The 18,150-nt window shown below is 42.1% G+C and carries 19 protein-coding genes; 14 read left to right on the forward strand and 5 right to left on the reverse strand.

Features of this window, described 5'->3' with window-relative positions:
* Window positions 1–138 precede the first annotated feature (138 nt).
* Window positions 139–1,404: a bifunctional diguanylate cyclase/phosphodiesterase gene (locus HUS61_RS18330; protein WP_175083309.1), complete on the forward strand. Its 1,266-nt coding sequence runs from the start codon at window positions 139–141 to the stop codon at window positions 1,402–1,404.
* A gap of 72 nt (window positions 1,405–1,476) precedes the next feature.
* On the opposite strand, the gene HUS61_RS18335 is transcribed toward HUS61_RS18330, so the two are convergent.
* The 3 genes from HUS61_RS18335 to HUS61_RS18345 all read right to left on the reverse strand — a co-directional run bounded on the left by HUS61_RS18335 (window position 1,477) and on the right by HUS61_RS18345 (window position 8,475).
* Window positions 1,477–3,123 (reverse strand): diguanylate cyclase, encoded by a 1,647-nt coding sequence (locus HUS61_RS18335; RefSeq protein WP_258536041.1) that lies wholly within the window; start codon window positions 3,121–3,123, stop codon window positions 1,477–1,479.
* 187 nt (window positions 3,124–3,310) lie between these two features.
* Window positions 3,311–5,524 carry a catalase/peroxidase HPI gene (gene katG, locus HUS61_RS18340; RefSeq protein WP_054563389.1) on the reverse strand — a complete coding sequence of 738 codons (2,214 nt, stop codon included), beginning with the start codon at window positions 5,522–5,524 and terminating at the stop codon, window positions 3,311–3,313.
* Between the two features lie 188 nt (window positions 5,525–5,712).
* A complete protein-coding gene (locus HUS61_RS18345) occupies window positions 5,713–8,475 on the reverse strand; it encodes a prolyl oligopeptidase family serine peptidase (protein WP_175083311.1) in 2,763 nt (920 codons plus the stop codon).
* A gap of 250 nt (window positions 8,476–8,725) precedes the next feature.
* Between HUS61_RS18345 and HUS61_RS18350 the strand changes: the two genes are divergently transcribed.
* Window positions 8,726–9,079 (forward strand): four helix bundle protein, encoded by a 354-nt coding sequence (locus HUS61_RS18350; protein WP_175083312.1) that lies wholly within the window; start codon window positions 8,726–8,728, stop codon window positions 9,077–9,079.
* Window positions 9,080–9,213: 134 nt separating this feature from the next.
* Here HUS61_RS18350 and slmA read toward each other — a convergent pair whose 3' ends face one another.
* Both slmA and coaBC read right to left on the reverse strand, forming a co-directional pair.
* On the reverse strand, window positions 9,214–9,801 hold the full coding sequence (gene slmA / locus HUS61_RS18355) for a nucleoid occlusion factor SlmA (protein WP_054554189.1): 588 nt from the start codon (window positions 9,799–9,801) through the stop codon (window positions 9,214–9,216).
* A gap of 112 nt (window positions 9,802–9,913) precedes the next feature.
* On the reverse strand, window positions 9,914–11,107 hold the full coding sequence (gene coaBC, locus HUS61_RS18360) for a bifunctional phosphopantothenoylcysteine decarboxylase/phosphopantothenate--cysteine ligase CoaBC (RefSeq protein ID WP_175083313.1): 1,194 nt from the start codon (window positions 11,105–11,107) through the stop codon (window positions 9,914–9,916).
* Between the two features lie 144 nt (window positions 11,108–11,251).
* Here coaBC and radC point away from each other — a divergent pair, with 144 nt between their 5' ends.
* From radC to HUS61_RS18420, 12 genes are all read left to right on the forward strand, one after another.
* The gene (gene radC / locus HUS61_RS18365; RefSeq protein WP_175080365.1) at window positions 11,252–11,926 is read left to right on the forward strand and encodes a DNA repair protein RadC; all 675 of its coding nucleotides are present in this window, start codon (window positions 11,252–11,254) and stop codon (window positions 11,924–11,926) included.
* Window positions 11,927–12,199: 273 nt separating this feature from the next.
* Window positions 12,200–12,436, forward strand: a complete 237-nt coding sequence (rpmB, locus tag HUS61_RS18370) for a 50S ribosomal protein L28 (protein ID WP_036973115.1) — start codon at window positions 12,200–12,202, stop codon at window positions 12,434–12,436.
* 11 nt (window positions 12,437–12,447) lie between these two features.
* Complete coding sequence (gene rpmG, locus HUS61_RS18375) at window positions 12,448–12,603, forward strand: 50S ribosomal protein L33 (protein WP_022946036.1); 156 nt, start codon at window positions 12,448–12,450, stop codon at window positions 12,601–12,603.
* Between the two features lie 228 nt (window positions 12,604–12,831).
* Window positions 12,832–13,173, forward strand: a complete 342-nt coding sequence (gene rpsF / locus HUS61_RS18380) for a 30S ribosomal protein S6 (RefSeq protein ID WP_036973113.1) — start codon at window positions 12,832–12,834, stop codon at window positions 13,171–13,173.
* A gap of 67 nt (window positions 13,174–13,240) precedes the next feature.
* Complete coding sequence (gene priB / locus HUS61_RS18385; protein ID WP_036973732.1) at window positions 13,241–13,543, forward strand: primosomal replication protein N; 303 nt, start codon at window positions 13,241–13,243, stop codon at window positions 13,541–13,543.
* 12 nt (window positions 13,544–13,555) lie between these two features.
* A complete protein-coding gene (gene rpsR / locus HUS61_RS18390) occupies window positions 13,556–13,783 on the forward strand; it encodes a 30S ribosomal protein S18 (RefSeq protein WP_002962753.1) in 228 nt (75 codons plus the stop codon).
* A gap of 35 nt (window positions 13,784–13,818) precedes the next feature.
* Entirely contained in the window at window positions 13,819–14,271 is a 453-nt protein-coding gene (rplI, locus tag HUS61_RS18395; protein ID WP_054554192.1) for a 50S ribosomal protein L9, read from the forward strand.
* 303 nt (window positions 14,272–14,574) lie between these two features.
* Window positions 14,575–15,006, forward strand: coding sequence for a type IV pilin protein (locus HUS61_RS18400; protein ID WP_306464842.1), 432 nt, complete (start codon window positions 14,575–14,577; stop codon window positions 15,004–15,006).
* A gap of 5 nt (window positions 15,007–15,011) precedes the next feature.
* The gene (locus tag HUS61_RS18405; RefSeq protein ID WP_058583802.1) at window positions 15,012–15,464 is read left to right on the forward strand and encodes a GspH/FimT family pseudopilin; all 453 of its coding nucleotides are present in this window, start codon (window positions 15,012–15,014) and stop codon (window positions 15,462–15,464) included.
* A complete protein-coding gene (locus HUS61_RS18410) occupies window positions 15,461–15,862 on the forward strand; it encodes a prepilin-type N-terminal cleavage/methylation domain-containing protein (protein ID WP_054563395.1) in 402 nt (133 codons plus the stop codon). The genes HUS61_RS18405 and HUS61_RS18410 overlap by 4 nt, the downstream gene beginning before the upstream one ends.
* Window positions 15,859–16,383: a prepilin-type N-terminal cleavage/methylation domain-containing protein gene (locus HUS61_RS18415; protein WP_062565963.1), complete on the forward strand. Its 525-nt coding sequence runs from the start codon at window positions 15,859–15,861 to the stop codon at window positions 16,381–16,383. The genes HUS61_RS18410 and HUS61_RS18415 overlap by 4 nt, the downstream gene beginning before the upstream one ends.
* A complete protein-coding gene (locus tag HUS61_RS18420) occupies window positions 16,376–18,124 on the forward strand; it encodes a polymer-forming cytoskeletal protein (protein ID WP_282658945.1) in 1,749 nt (582 codons plus the stop codon). The genes HUS61_RS18415 and HUS61_RS18420 overlap by 8 nt, the downstream gene beginning before the upstream one ends.
* The last annotated feature ends 26 nt before the right edge of the window (window positions 18,125–18,150 follow it).

Consider the following 18,150-nt stretch of genomic DNA (forward strand, 5'->3'; position numbering starts at 1 on the left):
GATAGCTGATAGCTGATAGCTGATAGCTGATAGCTGATAGCTGATAGCTGATAGCTGATAGCTGATAGCTGATAGCTAATTTATAGTCTATTATTTCATTTTACTGAGTAGTGATAATGTATTGAACTCGAGTTGCCCATGAAACTTAATGACGTACAGATGTTTGTTAATCCGGTTTATCGGCTAATTGAAATTACACCTATTCCTGTCATTCTTTCCTCGCCTAGCGGCAAACTCGAATATGCAAACCCGGCACTAAAACAACTATTAGGTTACGAAGGCGATGAGGTGTACGCCGATGATGTTGTTATAACTCATGCTGATGACAGAGAGTTAAATAAAGCTATTCGTACCAAGCTTAATCAGTTTCCTGAGCAGCCCTTACAAATCGAAAAGCGTTACATGCATAAGTTGGGTCATGCTATTTATTGTCAGCTGAATATTGTTGCCGAGATGGATCATGACGGTAATGTTGTGCGTTATATTTCGCAAATTATTGACTTAACAACAGTCAATAAAGAGGCGGCCGCGGATATTTTGCTGACTCATTTGGTTGATAAATCGAATGATGCCATCTTTGTTGCAAACCCTCAGTTTGGTCAAATCCTTAATTGTAATCAATTTGCTTATAGGTGCTTAGGTTATGAAAAGGAGGAGCTTTTAAAACTAACCATTCCAGACATTAACCCTGACTACGATACCAAGGCTAAATGGCAAGAAAGGGTGGCGCGTATAAAAGCTCAAGAAACCACTATTTTTGAGTCGTGCTTAAAACAAAAAGATGGTCAGGTTTTTCCTACAGAAGTGAGTGTGTGTCATATCGACCATCAAGGGAAAAGCTATCTTCTTGCGATTGTGCGTGACATTTCAGCTCGAAAAAATAAAGAACAGGCTTTGATTGAGCTTGCGAATCTTGACCCGCTTACTCAATTACCGAACCGTCGTTATCTAGAGCAACTATTAAATGATGTATTTAGTGAAAATGGTGATGTGGCTGAGGGAATGGGCTTTATTTATATCGACTTAGATGATTTTAAACAAATCAACGATCAGCATGGTCATGCACTAGGCGATGAAGTTTTGGTATGGGTTGCAAAGCAACTTAAAGCTGCCGTCAGAAGTACCGATTATGTGATAAGAATGGGGGGAGATGAGTTTTTAGTGACTATTTCAGGCGTGACTAATACGACGATTCTGAATCGCTTGGCACATAAAATTGCGGATCAATTTTCAGCCCCTTTTAGTTGCAAAGGTAAGTCAATTGAAGTCACAGCAAGTATCGGTGTGACAGCCCATTTTCTCGGCGATGGTGTGTATGCAGCAAACCAGCTAATTGAAGAAGCAGATGCGGCTATGTACCAAGCTAAAAAGCAACCCGGAACAACCATCATTCATTTCAGCTAATGGTTTTAAAGGCTTAAGTTACTCTGAAACTTGAAACTTGAAACTTGAAACTTGAAACTTGAAACTTTCCCCTCAAGCAGCCACTTCAACACAATTACGGCCGTTACTTTTTGCTTTATACAATGCTTTGTCGGCAATGGTGAGGGTTTCTTTCACAGTTGTTGAAGCATGGCCAACGCTATGTACACCAATACTCACGGTAAATTGCACGGTTTGTACTTCATCAATGGTGATGTAGGTTTCTTGGGCTTTTTGGCGAATTCGCTCGGCAACTTGCTTGGCATCAAGTAGGTTACAATTGAGTAATAACACAAACTCTTCGCCGCCGTAACGGCAGGCTATATCAGCAAGGCCTTGCTCTGAGGTGAGTATGTTGGCAAATGCGACAATGACTTTATCGCCAATATCGTGACCATATGTGTCGTTGATGTTTTTGAAGTGGTCGAGATCAGCAATTAGGAGGTTCAACTCTTGCTGATTACTTGCCATAGCGGCAATGAGTTCTTCACTTTTTCTGTCAAAGTAACGGCGGTTATACAGGCCTGTCATAGGGTCTGTATCGACCAAGCGATTGAGCTCAGTTTGCTGTGCTTTAATTTTTTCGAGGCTCTTAATTCGATAAGAAAGAATAAACGCCATCATTAATGCTTCGAGCAAAATACCTATGCCTACACCGTGGCTATTTATCACGTTTGCGTCGCTGATCCCCTTGTAATAAAGCACCGCCAGCATATTAAAAATAACGAACATAGAGTGGCCGAGCAAAAAGTATTTTGCCAGTGTGTTACCTTTGCGCCACAGAGAAATAGATACTCCAAATGTCACCGTCATCATTAAAGCTGCCAAGCTACTGGCAGGTTTTAATGCCCCCACAATATCGAACAAGCTATAGATAAAGTCAGCAACCAGTAAGAACAAAATAATCGACAGCGCGATATGCTCTTTAGGGTAATGCTTTTTGGTTTCGAAAATGAGCATTACAAAAATTACTAAAAAGCTTGGCATGCTCAGTAAGTTAGAATTGAGCTGTAATAGCTCAGCACTAAAAATACCAAAGAAGTTAGCTGCAACACCATAAGATAGCGCCACCCACACCGTGCCAGAGATAAGATACAGGGCGTAAACAATGTTCTCGATTTTACGGGCCGATAAATACAAGAAGAAGTTATAAATCATCAGCGCTAACATCATCCCGACAAGTAGCGCAATGTAATTACCATTCCCGACAAGAGCCCGCTTTGAATGCTCTTCATCATATATCGTTAGTGCAAACCACTGATGAGAAAAGGTGACGCTTTTTACGTAAATTGTTTTTTGCTGGTTGGGGGCAATATAAAACGAAAACACGGCACTGCCACCAAACATATTGGCTTTAGGGCCTGTTTTATCAAGTTGGATAACCGATTGGTTTATCAGTTGAGCTGATTGTGTTTCGTAAAAGCTGACTTCTTCTAAATGATAGGCATCTGGGTTATGCACAAATAAGCGTAGAGTATCGCTGTAGCTATTTTTTATAACTATTTTTGACCACGTTGTTTTAGCGTTAGTGCCCAAAGTAAGCTCGTTTTGACTGTTGATAAAATTTTGCTGCTGAACTTGTGAAAGAGACATGGCGCCTGTGCTATCAATAAAATAGCTCATAGCAAATTGAGTGAGGTCAACGCTACGTTGATCGATATTAACAATAGGGGAGTTATCTGCACGGCTTTGGCTAGTCATGCTTAGGCATAATGAGTAGATAACAAAAAGCAGTAAAAAACGCGCAATCATCCCTAATGTCTGTGTCCAAATAAATGTAATAGTAAAGTTTTATTTTTAACGTAAACCGCTGCCTTGTCGAGTAAATTATCAACGAAAATAAAAAAAGCCGCTAACTTAGCGGCTTTGTTGGTTGCGAAAATATGGGTTAACGTAGGTCGAAACGATCTAGCGTCATTACTTTAGTCCATGCTGCTACGAAGTCATCAACGAACTTCTGTTTAGCATCGTCAGAGGCATACACTTCAGCAATTGAACGTAGCTCTGAGTTTGAACCGAAGATTAAATCTACTGGTGTTGCTGTCCACTTAAGTTTGCCTGACTTACGGTCACGGCCTTCGTAAACACCTTCCTCAGAAGACTTAGACCACTTCGTTGACATATCTAATAGGTTAACGAAGAAATCGTTGCTTAATGTGCCAGGTTTTTTCGTGAATACACCGTGTTTAGTTTGGTCAGTATTTGCGTTAAGGGCACGCATACCACCCAGTAATGCAGTCATTTCTGGTACTGATAAGCTTAGTAAATCAGCACGTTCAACTAACATTTCAGCCGGTGATTTCCATGCTGAGCTGTAGTAGTTACGGAACGCATCTGCTGTTGGCTCAAGTACTTCGAATGATTCAACGTCAGTCATTTCTAATGACGCGTCCATACGACCTGGCTTGAACGGTACTGCGATAGAGAAACCTGCGTCGCTTGCTGCTTTTTCGATTGCAGCCGCACCACCAAGAACAATCATATCTGCTAGTGAAATTTCTTTACCGCCAGATGCTTTTTTGTTGAACTTAGTTTGGATTTTCTCAAGTTTGCTAAGTACTTTAGCTACTTCTTTCGGGTTGTTTACCGGCCAATCTTTTTGCGGAGCAAAGCGAATACGTGCACCGTTTGCACCACCACGCATATCTGTGTCGCGGTAGCTTGCTGCTGATGCCCAAGCAACACGCACTAGTTCAGATACAGATAAACCTGAATCTAAGATGCTAGCTTTAAGTGACGCGATATCTTTGCTGTCTACTAGTTTGTGGTCAACCGCAGGGATATAGTCTTGCCAAATTAATACTTCTTCTGGCACTAAGTCACCTAGGTAACGAGCACGTGGACCCATATCGCGGTGGTTTAGTTTGAACCATGCTTTAGCAAATGCCAGTTCGAACTCTTTCGGGTCGTTTAAGAAACGCTCTGAAATCTTACGGAACTCAGGATCTGCTTTTAACGCGATATCAGTTGTGAACATGATAGGCGCATGACGCTTACCTTTAATGTGCGCATCTGGCACTAGGTTAGATGCTTGACCATTTTCAGGGATCCACTGAGTCGCACCTGCAGGGCTCTTAGTTTTAACCCACTCAAAGCTGAATAAGTTTTGTAGGTAGTTGATTGACCAACGTGTTGGTGTCACTGTCCATGCACCTTCAAGGCCTGAAGTGATGGTATCTTCTGAGTGACCTTTACCACATTTGTTTTTCCAACCTAAACCTTGCTCTTCGATACCTGCTGCTGCTGGCTCTTTGTCTAAACACGTCGCTTTTTTCGCACCGTGTGCTTTACCAAAGCTGTGACCACCGGCGATTAGCGCAACGATTTCTTCATCGTTCATTGCCATGCGGCCGAATGATAAACGAATGTCTTCTGCTGCTAGAAGTGGATCAGGGTTACCGTGAGGGCCTTCTGGGTTTACATAGATTAAGCCCATCTCAACTGCCGCTAATGGGCCTTTAAGTTTGCCTTTTTTGTCACGACGTTCGTCAGTTAACATTTTGCCTTCAGGGCCCCAGTATACGTAATCTGGTTCCCAATCGTCTTCACGACCACCTGCATAACCGAAGGTTTTGAAGCCCATTGATTCAAGCGCAACGTTGCCTGTTAACGCCATTAAGTCAGCCCAAGAAATGCTGCGACCGTATTTTTGTTTTATAGGCCAAAGTAAACGACGCGCTTTATCAAGGTTCGCGTTATCAGGCCAGCTGTTTAATGGGTCGAAACGTTGTTGACCACCGCCTGCGCCACCACGACCATCAAAAGTACGGTAAGTACCTGATGCGTGCCACGCCATACGGATGAAGAACGGACCATAGTGACCGTAGTCAGCAGGCCACCAATCTTGAGAATCAGTCAATACTTTCTCAATATCAGCTTTCACTGCGTTTAGGTCTAACTTTAAGAATTCTTTTTTGTAATCAAAGTAAGGACCCATAGGATCAGACTCTGCGCCATGGGCACGAAGTTGGCTAAGATCTAATTGCTCTGGCCACCAGAATTGGTTTGATTTGATGTCGTTTGTAGCTTGTACGCCTGTTGCCACCAACAGTGATACCGCAACAGCTACTTTAGACAAAGCTGACGTTGATTTCTTAAACATTGTGTTGTCTCCAGTTAGAAGTTGGGTGAAATATAGAGTTGTTCTGATTAACTTTCCACTTACAAACTGGGGTTTAAATCGATTGATAAAATCGAAAAAATAGATGGTGTGATTGATTTTATAGAACAAAGCCAGCAAAAATGCTGGCTCTGGGGAGGTGTGCAGTAAGCTTAAATTCAGCTTATTGCTTATTCTTCAATAAAGGGTACGCCGTTTTTGATCCACTCAGCGGCTGGTTTGCCTTTTAAGTAGTGATCAAAATATTCCATCATGCGTACTGAGAAATCCACTTGGTTAGGGAATTTCTTCAGGTGATGTGGTTCACCCTCGTATTGTAAGAAGGTGGCATCTTTACCTGCACGACGAAGCGCGAGGTAATATTGAACCCCTTCGTGCCATGGCACAGCGTCATCTTTGTCGCCAAACATAATCAGAATTGGGGTATTTACTTTATCGGCAAAGAATACCGGTGAGTTTTCGATGTATAGCTCTGGCGCTTCGAATAACGTTTTACCAATGCGGCTTTGCCCTGTTTCGTATTGGAACTGACGCGCAAGACCTGATTTTAAGCGAATACCGCTATATGCACTGGTCATGTTAGATACTGGCGCACCCGATACAACAGCCTTAAACATATCTGTTTGCGTGATCATAAAGGCACTTTGGTAGCCTGCCCATGAGTGACCTTGTAAACCAATTTTATCTGGATCAGCAATGCCTAAATCAATCAACTTTTGAGTGGCGTTGATCATCGTTTGAGTTGACGATTTACCTGGGTGACCAATTTCAAAACGGATATCAGGTAAGAAAATCGCATAACCATTTGAGGTAAACATCGGGAAGTTAGGACGATGATTTAATTCCATTTTCGGGAAGTCATACATGCGTTGGCTCATGTAGCGGTAGAAGTACACAACCACCGGAACCTTATCGCCTTTTTTGTAGCCCGCAGGCTTAATTAATACGCCTTGTAAGTCTTCACCATCAAAGCCTTTGTAGCTAATAAGCTCAGGCTTTTGGCCCCATGCAAAGTTGCTAATTTGTGGGTTTAGGTTGGTAACACGTTGTGGCTTTTTAAAGCTAAAGTCAGTTTGGTAGTAATCAGGGAATTGCTGATATGTTTGCGCAGTAAATAGGTATTTGTCGGCATTTTTCGCCTTTTTAACTACATCATAGCGCTTTTTACCTGAAAGTACTTTGCTTACTTTATTGCTTGCTAAGTCAAGTTTGGCAATTTCAGTTTGCTTATCTTGCAGGTTCTTTGCACTTAGCAATAATGTTTCGTCTTTAGCAAAGCCCACTTGGTCTTTATCAAGTTTAATAACACGATATTGGGTATTGGTTTCTTTACCTTGAGTTAAACGGGTTGCTTTTTGTGTTGCGACATCAAAAGCCCAAATATCAAATTTGCTGTAAACCAGTACTTGGCTGCTGTCGTTTAACCAGCCTGCAAAACCATAACCCGGTTGAGGCGAAGGGTAGTCATGTTTATCATCAGCAAAAATAGCGTTAATTGCTTTAGATAAGGTTGAAACCTTGTTGTTACCTAAATCTTTAAGCTGCACTTGGCTGTCTTGGAAAAATGCCGCAAATTGACCATTAGGCGCAAGGCTTGGTCTAAACGGATAGTCGCTGACAATAGCGGTTTGTTTACCGGTTTTAACATCAACGCTGAAGTAATCTGCGTAAAAACCGCCATACATAACACGTTCTAGGTAAGGTCGGTCTGAATAGCCTAATAGCGCTTCGCGATGAGTATTTAGCGAAACCTCAGGCATGTTCGGCGTGCTTAACTGCAAAACGTGTTGACCATTTACATGATATACCGCTTGGTAATGACGAAGCTTATTCGCTTTGTTCCATTGCTGCTCTTCGCGTGGCTTAATTTCAGCGTCTTTATTGTGCCAAACGTTGAGGCCCTTTTGGTCGCGAATGGTATCGAAATCATATAAAGAGGCTTCATCTTTGTATTCTTTTAGGGCAACTTTTGCAGCGAGTTTAGGGTGATTTTCAAAGTATAAACGAGCACCATCTTCAGACCATTTTAGCGATGCTGTTTTGCCAATAGTCCAGCTGCTATCTGCAGAGTGAATGGTTGAAAGTGCCCCATTTTGTAAAAGCTGTAAGCTGTGGTCACGGCGGCGTGTATCATCATTCACGTAATTACCAATTAACAGCGCTGCGGTATTGCTGTTTGGCTGCCAAGCTATTTTGTTTGCCACAACGCCCGGCTCATCAATCAGTACACTCGTTGCAAAGTCATTATTAAGATCAACTAATACAACTTGGTTGTCGGCACCATTACTGTAGCTTTGGCTTGCTAATAACTGCTCACCGGTGCTGCTAATCGCATAGCTGAATACATTGTTTAGGGTGTGAGTGGTTTTGTCTTGAAGGTTAACAAGCACTAAATCAAAGCTTTTATCTTTTTTGTCTGGTTTGATTTCGCTGCTGTTTTCGTCTTTTTCTTCGCTGTCTTTTTTATCTGCTTTTTCTGCTTTCTTATCGAGTCTGTAAGCAAGCCATACACCATCATCCGATAACGCATAGTCTTTTACATCGTTAAAGGTTTGTTGCTCACCATTTTTAGTATTCACTAAAACAAGGTTGTTTTTTAGCTGGTCTTTTTTCTTGGTGGTTTCTTTTTCAAGTAGGGTTGGTACCTGAGTAAAAGCCACCCAGTTTGCTGCTTTATTAATAGTTGGGCGAGTACCGCGCTCAACGCTAGTTAGCAGGGTGTTGTTGTTTAATGTATAAACCTGACCTTGTGCATTACCGCGATACGGGTCGGCACTAAAGCTAAGAATTTGGCCATCTTCAGAAAGTTGGGTGCCTTTTGCGTATTTAAAATCAAACACGTCTTTAAATTGCAGAGCTTCTTTCGCACCAACCTGTGCACTACCAAGGCTTGTCACCAAGGCTAAGCTCAAAAGTGATAATTGCGCTTTCATTCATCTTTCTCGTTGTTTTTAAATTGATGCACCCAGTGTAGCGTTTTTAATAAACAATTCGAGTAGATACGATAAGTGGCGTGTTTGGGGAGGTGGAAGGGGAAAGTTGCTAGGGGAAAGTTGCTAGGGGAAAGTTGCAAGGGGAAAGGGGAAAGGGGAAAGGGGAAAGGGGAAAGTTTCGAGAGGGAAATTGGAATATGGGAGTTGCTAGGCTATAAGTAGAGATATGTTTTAAATAAGGATATTTAAAATGAAATTTGAAAACCTAGATGTTTGGAAGCGCTCTGCTACGTTAGCAATTGCAATTTTTCAACACTTTAAATCGAGTCGTGAGTATTGCTTGAAAGACCAAATTAAGCGCTCTAGCTTGTCTATTTCATCGAATATAGCAGAAGGCTATGAGCGGATGTCTTCAAAAGATTGTGTGCGTTTTCTTTACTATGCAAAAGGAAGTTGTGGTGAGCTAAGATCACAGCTCTATATATCGCTTCAGGTCGGTGAAGTTAGCACAGAGCTGGCAAATAAATGGATAATGGAAACGCAAGAATTATCAATGATGTTAGCGGGCTTAATCAGAGCAATTAATAATGCGAATCAAAGGTAGTAGTTAGAAAAGGGAAAGTTAGAAAGCAGCTTGCTAACTTTACTCTTTCCTCTAGAAGCTTGCTAACTGTTTGGAATTCAATCTGATAGCTGACGGCTGAAGGCTGACAGCTCAAACTTTCCCCTAGCAACTCACTACAACCAAATCTTCTGTAGTTCTGGCCATTGTTTTTCAAATTGAGCACTTGGTTTTGCTTTAAAGTCGCTGCGCACGAATTGGTTCATCTTACCTTCTACATAGGCGAGTAAGAAGTTGGCTAGGGTGCTTTCGTCTGACTGGAATGCTTTGCCTTCGCGCAGTTTGCGTTCGCGTAGCACTTGCTTGAACTGAGTTTCTAGCTTTTCAAATAAGCCTTGTACACGCTCACGTAAACGCTCTTGCTCACCTTGTAAGGCATCACCGGTCAAAATGCGGGTAATGCCCGGGTTTTTCTCGGCGAAGGCTAACAATAACAGCAAAATATTGTATACACGTGTTTGGCTTTCTTTCTCATTTTCTAAAATGAGGTTAATGCGTGATAACAGGGTATCTTCAATAAACTCGATTAGGCCCTCAAACATCCGTGCTTTACTCGGAAAATGACGATATAACGCAGCTTCAGACACACCTACCTCAGCCGCGAGTTTTGCGGTTGTGATACGTTGACCTGGGCTGGTTTCTAACATTTGTGCGAGTGCTTGCAGAATCTGCTCTTTGCGATTACTTCTTTTTGTCGCAGGCATGACCATTCCTTTCTTATAATTTATTACTTGCGCTGTTGGGAGTCAGACAAGCCATTTTTTGTGCAAATGAGTGGCTTATGTTAATGTTTTATTCAGTTTCTTTCCAGCATTTTTACAAACGCTTGGCAAGCTCAGTCATCACGCTCATGGCTAAATCTTTTTTACTTCCCATTGCTAAATCTAGCTGCTCATTGTGCCAGAAGAGTGTTAAAGCATTATGATCAGAATTAAAGCCAAGGCCTTCTTTTGATACGTCATTTGCGCAGATCATATCGAGGTTTTTATTCTTTAATTTACCTTGTGCATAGCTTGCAACATCTTGAGTTTCTGCCGCAAAGCCAACGGTATAAGGGCGGTTTTCGCTAAGCGCAGCGACGTTAGCGATAACATCTGGGTTTTTAACTAAGGTAAGGGTCAGTTCATCACCTTGCTTTTTCATCTTTTGCTCATGAATTGCAGCTGCACGGTAATCAGCCACTGCTGCACAGCCGATAAAAGCATCCGATTGCGCGGCAAGCTTCATTGAGGCGGTAAGTAATTGCTCAGCACTTTCTATATTAGTAAGCAGGGCATTAGCAGGTGCTTTAATTGTTACGGGGCCTGAAATCAGATTTACCTTTGCACCTAGCGCAAGTGCAGCTTCTGCAAGGGCATAACCCATTTTGCCTGAGCTGTGATTAGAGATATAACGAACAGGGTCGAGGGCTTCTCGGGTTGGTCCTGCTGTAATCGTGACGGTTTTGCCTGCAAGTAATGGCTCTACTTCAGGTTGTGTACAAAGTGCGACTAACTCATGAGGCTCTAACATGCGTCCTGCGCCAACATCACCACAGGCTTGCTCGCCTTTACCTGGGCCCCAAATAGCCACGCCGCGCTCACTTAGTGTGGCAATATTTGCTTGTGTAGCAGGGTGGGCATACATTTGTTGGTTCATTGCAGGCGCAACCGCTACTTTTGCAGGGGTAGCCAGTAGTAGGGTTGTTAGTAAGTCATCTGCAATACCCATGGCCATTTTCGCTAAAATATTGCTGGTTGCAGGGGCGACTAAAATAAGGTCTGCCCATTTGGCAAATTCGATATGACCCATTGCGGCTTCTGCTGCGGGGTCGAGTAATGAATCAGAAACAATCTCACCGCTTACCGCTTGCATAGTTAAAGGAGTAATAAAGTGTTTTGCTGAGTCGGTCATGACGACTTTTACTTCACAGCCTTGATCTTTTAAACGGCGAACAAGTTCTGCACATTTATAGGCTGCAATACCACCACTCATACCTAGCAGGATTTTTTTATTTACTGATTTTGTCATTACGTGAAATTTAACCTTTGTCGATATGGGCTAACGATAGCAAATCTTTACCGATAGCATGAAGTTTTCTTTTATACAGACAGGAAAAAATTGGATTTTATAGTACAGTTTAATAAGTGGAATAGTTGTTTTAAGGATGAAGCAATGCCATTAACCGATTTACCTTTATCAGCAAGGCCGCGGGAGAAGTTACTTGCCCAAGGAGCCAAAGCACTCTCAGATGCAGAGTTATTAGCAATATTCTTACGTACCGGTGTGCCGGGTATGAATGCCATTGAGCTGGCGGAGCACCTGCTCGATATAAACAGCACTTTGCACGACTTATTTAATGCATCTGAACAAGAGTTCTGTGCCCAAAAGGGTTTAGGAGCCGCTAAGTATGTGCAGCTTCAAGCGGTACTTGAGCTAAGCCGGCGCTATATGCTTGAGCAATGTAAGCGCGAGGCACTATTTACTTCGCCGCAAGCCGTGTATGACTATTTAACTATTCAGCTGCGAGGCTTACAGCAAGAAGTATTTATGGTGCTGTACTTAGATAGTCAAAACCAGCTAATTAAAGACGAAGTACTTTTTTACGGCACTATTAATGCCGCTTCTGTGTACCCACGCGAAGTTGTTAAAGCTGCGCTGCGTAATAATGCGGCGGCACTAATACTTGCTCATAACCACCCAAGCGGGGTTGCTGAACCTAGTCAGGCCGATAAATTAATCACTACAAAATTACAGCAAGCCTTAGCCTTAATTGACATAAATGTGCTGGATCACATCATAGTGGGTGGTGAAAATTGTGTTTCGTTTGCTGAAAGAGGGCTTATATAGAGCCAACTGTATTAGAGAGTGTGTTAAAAATGAGCAGTTTAGGGCGATTTTAGAAATTAGTTTAATTTAAATGCAGTTTTTACTTTCCCTAAGGGCATTCGATCTTTATAATTAGCCGCTATCAAATTTACACATGAGCTGATTGGATAAGATCTGTTACTTGATCTTTGCCTGTATAAGCTGTATAAAGAGCGCCCTTCGATTTATCCCGGGGCACAAATACTGGCCTAAGGGAAAATTAAGCTCGAGCGAAGTTATTGGAGATATATAGACATGTCTAAAGTATGTCAAGTTACAGGTAAGCGTCCAGCGGTTGGTAACCACCGTTCACACGCGAGAAACGCGACTAAACGTCGTTTCCTACCTAACCTACAAACTCACCGTTTTTGGGTTGAAAGTGAAAAACGTTTTGTAACACTACGCACTACTACTAAAGGTATGCGTATTATCGATAAAAAAGGCATCGACGCGGTTCTTACAGAAATCCGTGCTCGTGGCGAAAAAGTTTAAGGAACTGAATCATGCGCGATAAGATCCGTTTAGTTTCAACTGCTGGTACTGGTTTTTTCTACACTACCGACAAGAACAAGCGTAACATGCCTGAAAAAATGGAAATCAAAAAATACGATCCTAAAGCTCGTAAACACGTGATTTTCAAAGAAGCTAAAATCAAGTAATTTTAGTTTTCAGAATCTCAAAAACCCAGCCTCGGCTGGGTTTTTTGTTTTTAGCGTTTAGAAAATTTTAATAGAGCACAATAATCTAGCTTGGCTTGCTGTTTTATCTTGCTTAATTATCAATCTAAGCGTAAAATGCGCGCTCATTTCGGCTTATTAAATTTAATTCCTTGCCTTAAACCGACTGGCCGAAACGGTAGAAGGCTCTATTAACCGTAAGGAATATCCATGCGTCATTACGAAATCGTATTCATGGTTCACCCTGATCAGAGTGAGCAAGTACCTGGTATGATCGAACGTTATACTGGTTCTATCACTGAAGCTGGTGGTACTATCCACCGTCTTGAAGACTGGGGCCGTCGTCAATTGGCTTACCCAATCGACAAGCTTCACAAAGCTCATTATGTTCTTATGAACGTTGAAGCACCTACTGAAGTAATCAGCGAGCTAGAAACTACTTTCCGCTACAACGATGCAGTGCTTCGTAACTTAGTTATGCGTACTAAAGACGCTGTAACTGAAGCATCTCCTCTTGCGAAAGAAGAGAAGAAAGAAGCACCAGCTGCTTAATCGTTTTGAGTTCAAGCATGGCGCTTGCAGTTGAGACAAAAAGATGAGCCAACCGCTTAATCCTTATATGAATCAGCTGACACTATCTGGGGTTGTTTGTAAAACACCTAAATATAGTCAAAGCCCTGCTGGTATACCGCATTGTATTTTTGTTCTTGAACATAAATCGATGCAAGTTGAAGCAGACCTTAACCGTAATAGTTATGTCAGGCTTCAAGTTGTTGCCAGCGGCACGCCAATGCAACAACAAACTCAACAATTGCACGTTGGGCAACAAGTGCAAGTGACGGGGTTTTTAAACCGTCACGAAGGCCGAAACGGCTTAAGCCAATTGGTCTTGCATGCTCAACATATAGAAAGAATTTTTTGAGGAATTTTACTCATGGCACGTTATTTCAGACGTCGTAAGTTCTGCCGCTTCAAAGCGGAAGGCGTACAACAAATCGATTATAAAGATCTAGCTACTCTTAGAAACTATGTTACAGAAAGTGGCAAAATCGTACCTAGCCGTATCACAGGTACTAGCGCTAAATATCAGCGTCAGCTAGCAACTGCTATCAAGCGTGCTCGCTACTTAGCCCTTCTTCCATACACTGACTTACATAAGTAAGCAGCGGATTAACAGTTTTTAAAAGGTGTAGAGACATGCAAGTTATTCTACTAGACAAGATCGCAAACCTAGGTGGCCTAGGTGACCAGGTTGTAGTTAAATCTGGCTTCGCACGTAACTTCCTTTTCCCACAAGGTAAGGCAGTTCCTGCAACTAAAGCTAACATCGAAACTTTCGAAGCACGTCGTGCTGATTTAGAAGCTAAGATCGCTGAAGATCTAGCTGCTGCTCAAGCTCGCGCTGACAAGTTAGAAGCATTAGCTGAAGTTACACTAGTTTCTAAAGCTGGTGACGAAGGCAAGTTATTCGGTTCTATCGGTACTCGCGACATCGCTGAAGCTATTTCAGCTGTTGGCGTTGAAGTTGCTAAATCAGAAGTTCGTTTACCTCTAGGTACTATCCGTGAGACTGGCGAATTTGACGTAGCAATCGCAGTACACTCAGACGTATCGGCTACTATCAAAGTAATCGTTATCGCTGAAGCTTAATAGCAATATTAAGTAAAAAAAGCCGCACTTAGGTGCGGCTTTTTTGTGCCTGAAATTTATGAATTGTAGCATTTTGTACCGCTATTGCTTCCTCGGTTACCATCTAATAGTATTAGTTTCTATATTTTAAACAGACAAATACCAATCCTATAATCTTACCTATTTTACAAACATGCGTTCTTTTTTCTTAATTTTCTTATTCTTATTAGTATAATCGAATGAGTAAAAGTAAATTGGTTAAAATTGACACTGACAACGCTGTCATTTATATTGTGCTGGTTAAAAAGTATTAAGGGGTTGAGGTTGAAAAGTGCATTAGTACCACATGGAATGGGTAAACAAACAGGATTTACATTAGTAGAAATTCTTATCGTGATCGCTATTTTAGGGATTCTGTATAGCGTAGCACTGCCTGCTTACACTGAGCACATGCAACGTAGTCGCCGTGCTGATATTCAACAAGAGTTACTGCAATACAGCGCCAGTCTCGAACGTATTTATTCACGAAATGGCGGGTACCCTAACGCATTCGTAACCCAAAATACTGATTATTACACCTTTACCTACACAGCAACAGATAAAGTATCAGGTGCTGTAAGCGACTTTAAAAATCGTGGCTACAGTTTAAAAGCCGCTCCTAAATCGGGTTCGGCGCAAGCAAGTGATCGCTGTGGTGACTTAACCGTTAAACATGATGGTAGTTATAGCGCTTCATTTAGTGATTGCTGGGAGTAACACAATTGCGTCGAATTGCAGGGTTTACCTTAATTGAGTTAATGGTTGTGCTGAGTGTTATTGGCATTATGGCAGCCCTTGCTTTTCCGTCTTTTAGCCAACAAATTTTGCAAGATCGCGTGGTAACTACTGCAAATCAATTAAATAGTGCTTATAAATTTGCACGCAGTGAAGCGGTCAAACGCGACAAACCTATTAACCTAGTTGTCAGTAATAATAGCTGGCAAGTGACCCTCAACGAGGGCGGGGTAGACACGGTTTTAAAAGAATTTTCGGTCACAAAAAGCGGTGTTACCGTCAATTTAGTCGCATTGGCTATTAGTGCCAGTGGCGAAGTTGATAAACAAGCTGAAATTTTAGTAAAAGATGAGCACACAAATACCACAGATTACGTGATGTGTGTGCTTAAAAGTGGCCAAAACTGGTTAGTAGAAAATTCACAGCGAGGATGTGCATGAATAAGCAGGCAGGCTTTTCATTATTAGAAGTGATGATTTCAGTGGTGATCGCTGGCATCGCATTATTAGGCTTGGCGGCAGCGCAGCTAAAGTCGCTACAATATGCAACCAATAGCTTTAATTACACCGTGTCACTTATTCAAGGGCAAAACACCATAGAGCGTTTGTGGCCGCGTATTTGTGAAATTCAAAAAACCAATACCGCACTTTTTCAAGACGCGACATTTAGAGCTTCGCTCGCGCCACAAGTGAGTGATTATCAACTGACGATCCCAGCTACTTACAGTGATGATATGCAAGTTAATGTGGCTTGGGTCGATAAGCGCATGACAGACAATGCAGAAAATCAAATTAGTCTAAATGCCAGTTTCCCTGACTTAACGGCGGTATGCTCATGAATAAACACGTTCAGGGTTTTACCTTAGTTGAACTGATGGTGGCATTGGCAGCAGGCGCTTTTTTATTAGCTGGAGTGAGCTTGTCTTACTCGGCGATAAAAAGCACGATTGAAGTAAGTAAAGAGCTTGAAAACGCTCAAGAAGTGATTCGCTATACCAGTAAAGTATTCAACCGCAGCATAAAGCAAACACAACTAACACCCACCATCAGTGCAGATAAAAGCACGATTACTATTACTCAGCCAAGTGGTGTCATTGCTTGTGATGGCTCTGCGACAACTGCGCAGGTGGTTGAAGTATATAGCTTAAATGGTAGTAACTTAATGTGTTCACTCGATGGTGCTGCCTCAGAGCGATTACTGACAGGTATCGAAGCTTTGTCATTTGATATCGCCGGTGAGCTTGTTACCGTTACTGTAAAGCCAAATGATTTACCTGCTCAATTTGGCAATGGCATTAATATTGATATTGCCTTAACCAATGCAATATTAGTCAAAGCATACGGAGCTGGCAGTGTATAACAAGCAAAATGGTTTCACCCTAATTACAGTGTTGATCTTAACCAGTATGGCCAGCATCGTGGTGCTTAGTTCGCTGCGTGAAAACATTGTTCAAGAGCGCTTAAGTGGTAACTTTCAAAAGAAATTAAACAGTCGCTTATTGGCAGAAAAAGGTGTGTTTGAACAAGCTAAGTTATTGCAACAAACCTTGAATGACGAAGGTGTATTAGCGGTTGAAGATTTGATCAGTAAAACCAGTAATGCATCGGGCTCAGGTGTTATTGCTGATGATGCCATTTTTAATGCCAGTTTAAGTAAAAATGCTGCTGGTGAGCTTGAAATTGCAAGCTTAGGGCAACGATTTGATGGTGATGCACAAAGTAACTTAGTCGCCCGTTTTGCTGTACAAGGCGCGAAAGGCAGCTCGATTTTCACTAATGCGATGGTGGGCTGTAAAGGGGTTAATCTGTCGGGGAGTGGCAGTATCGATAGCTACGATTCTAGCAAAGGCACGTACGAAGAAACTAAGTCTAATGATGGTGATGTTTCAACGATTGCTGGCGACTCAGACGTGGTGCTATCGGGCCATTCACCGATAAAAGGCGATGTAAAAGCAACCGGGGTTATCTACTTAAATGGTTCATCACCAATTATTGGTAATATCCATTCAAATACCGGCGTTTATATCTCTCCTGGCAGTGGGTTACGTGTTGACGGTAATGTCTATACCCGAGGTTATTATACCCACCGTGGTGGGACTGTTTCGGGCGTTGTGCGAGCCAATGGTGATGCGAAAATGCAGTGGTCAACATTCATTACGAATAGCCAAAGCGAAGCGCTGGATATAATGTATGGTGGCTCTGGTGATTTTAAAGATACCTACAATAATCAACAAGATGGTGTGCACTACAGTGATAGTAAGTTTAATGTAAACCCGAATGTTGAACCGATTACCGTTGCTGACCCAACAGCCCCCGATTATGACCCAACAAATCCAGACACCAGCTGCGACCCGTTAATTTTGCCAGAGAAAATGACAGACATCACAGACCAAGTGAGCAGTTATAGTTCTGTTTCGATTGGTCCTACGCAACAATTTAAACTTAATACTGAAAAGGGCTTTTTTAGTAGCGGTGGTAGCCAAGTTATTTTGCCGAGCCTTGCCGATATTTTCTTGTTTAACTCTAAAGCGCAAAACCAAGCCAATGGCAGTAACAGCAAAGAGTATATTTTTGCACTTGATAGACTCAAGATGACCAGTGACGGCAAAATGGAAGTTTCTGGTGGTGATGTTATTTTACTGATTGATGGCGACTTTTCGATGGAAGGGGATACCAGCCTAACAATTAAAAAAGACAGTAGCTTAACAGTGTTATTAACCGGGAAAGTAAATATTGGTGCAGGCGCAAAAGTCATTACTGAGCAAGAAGGATTAACCACCAGTGGTCATCCGTCGTTATCATTCTACTCATCATTTAATGGTGTGAATGGGGTGCAGTTTAGTGGTGCTGCGAATTTATATGCAGCTATTTATGCCCCTTTGACAACGGTGAAGCTATCGGGCAGTGGTGAGCTGTTTGGTAGTGTGCGTGGCTCAACAATTACCGCAACAGGGGGCAGTGGTGCTCACTATGATGCGGGTTTATTACAAGTACAAAATGGCGGCACGCCTGCTTCTTCGGCACGCATCGTATTTTTAGGTTGGAGCTACAAAACCGCAGAAATAACTGAAGAAGAAAGCGAAGCATCCCCTGCAGAATAACGCTAATCCCCAAATAAAATTGTGTA

It is taken from the genome of Pseudoalteromonas sp. 0802 (genome assembly GCF_013350085.1).
Taxonomy (GTDB): Bacteria; Pseudomonadota; Gammaproteobacteria; order Enterobacterales; family Alteromonadaceae; genus Pseudoalteromonas.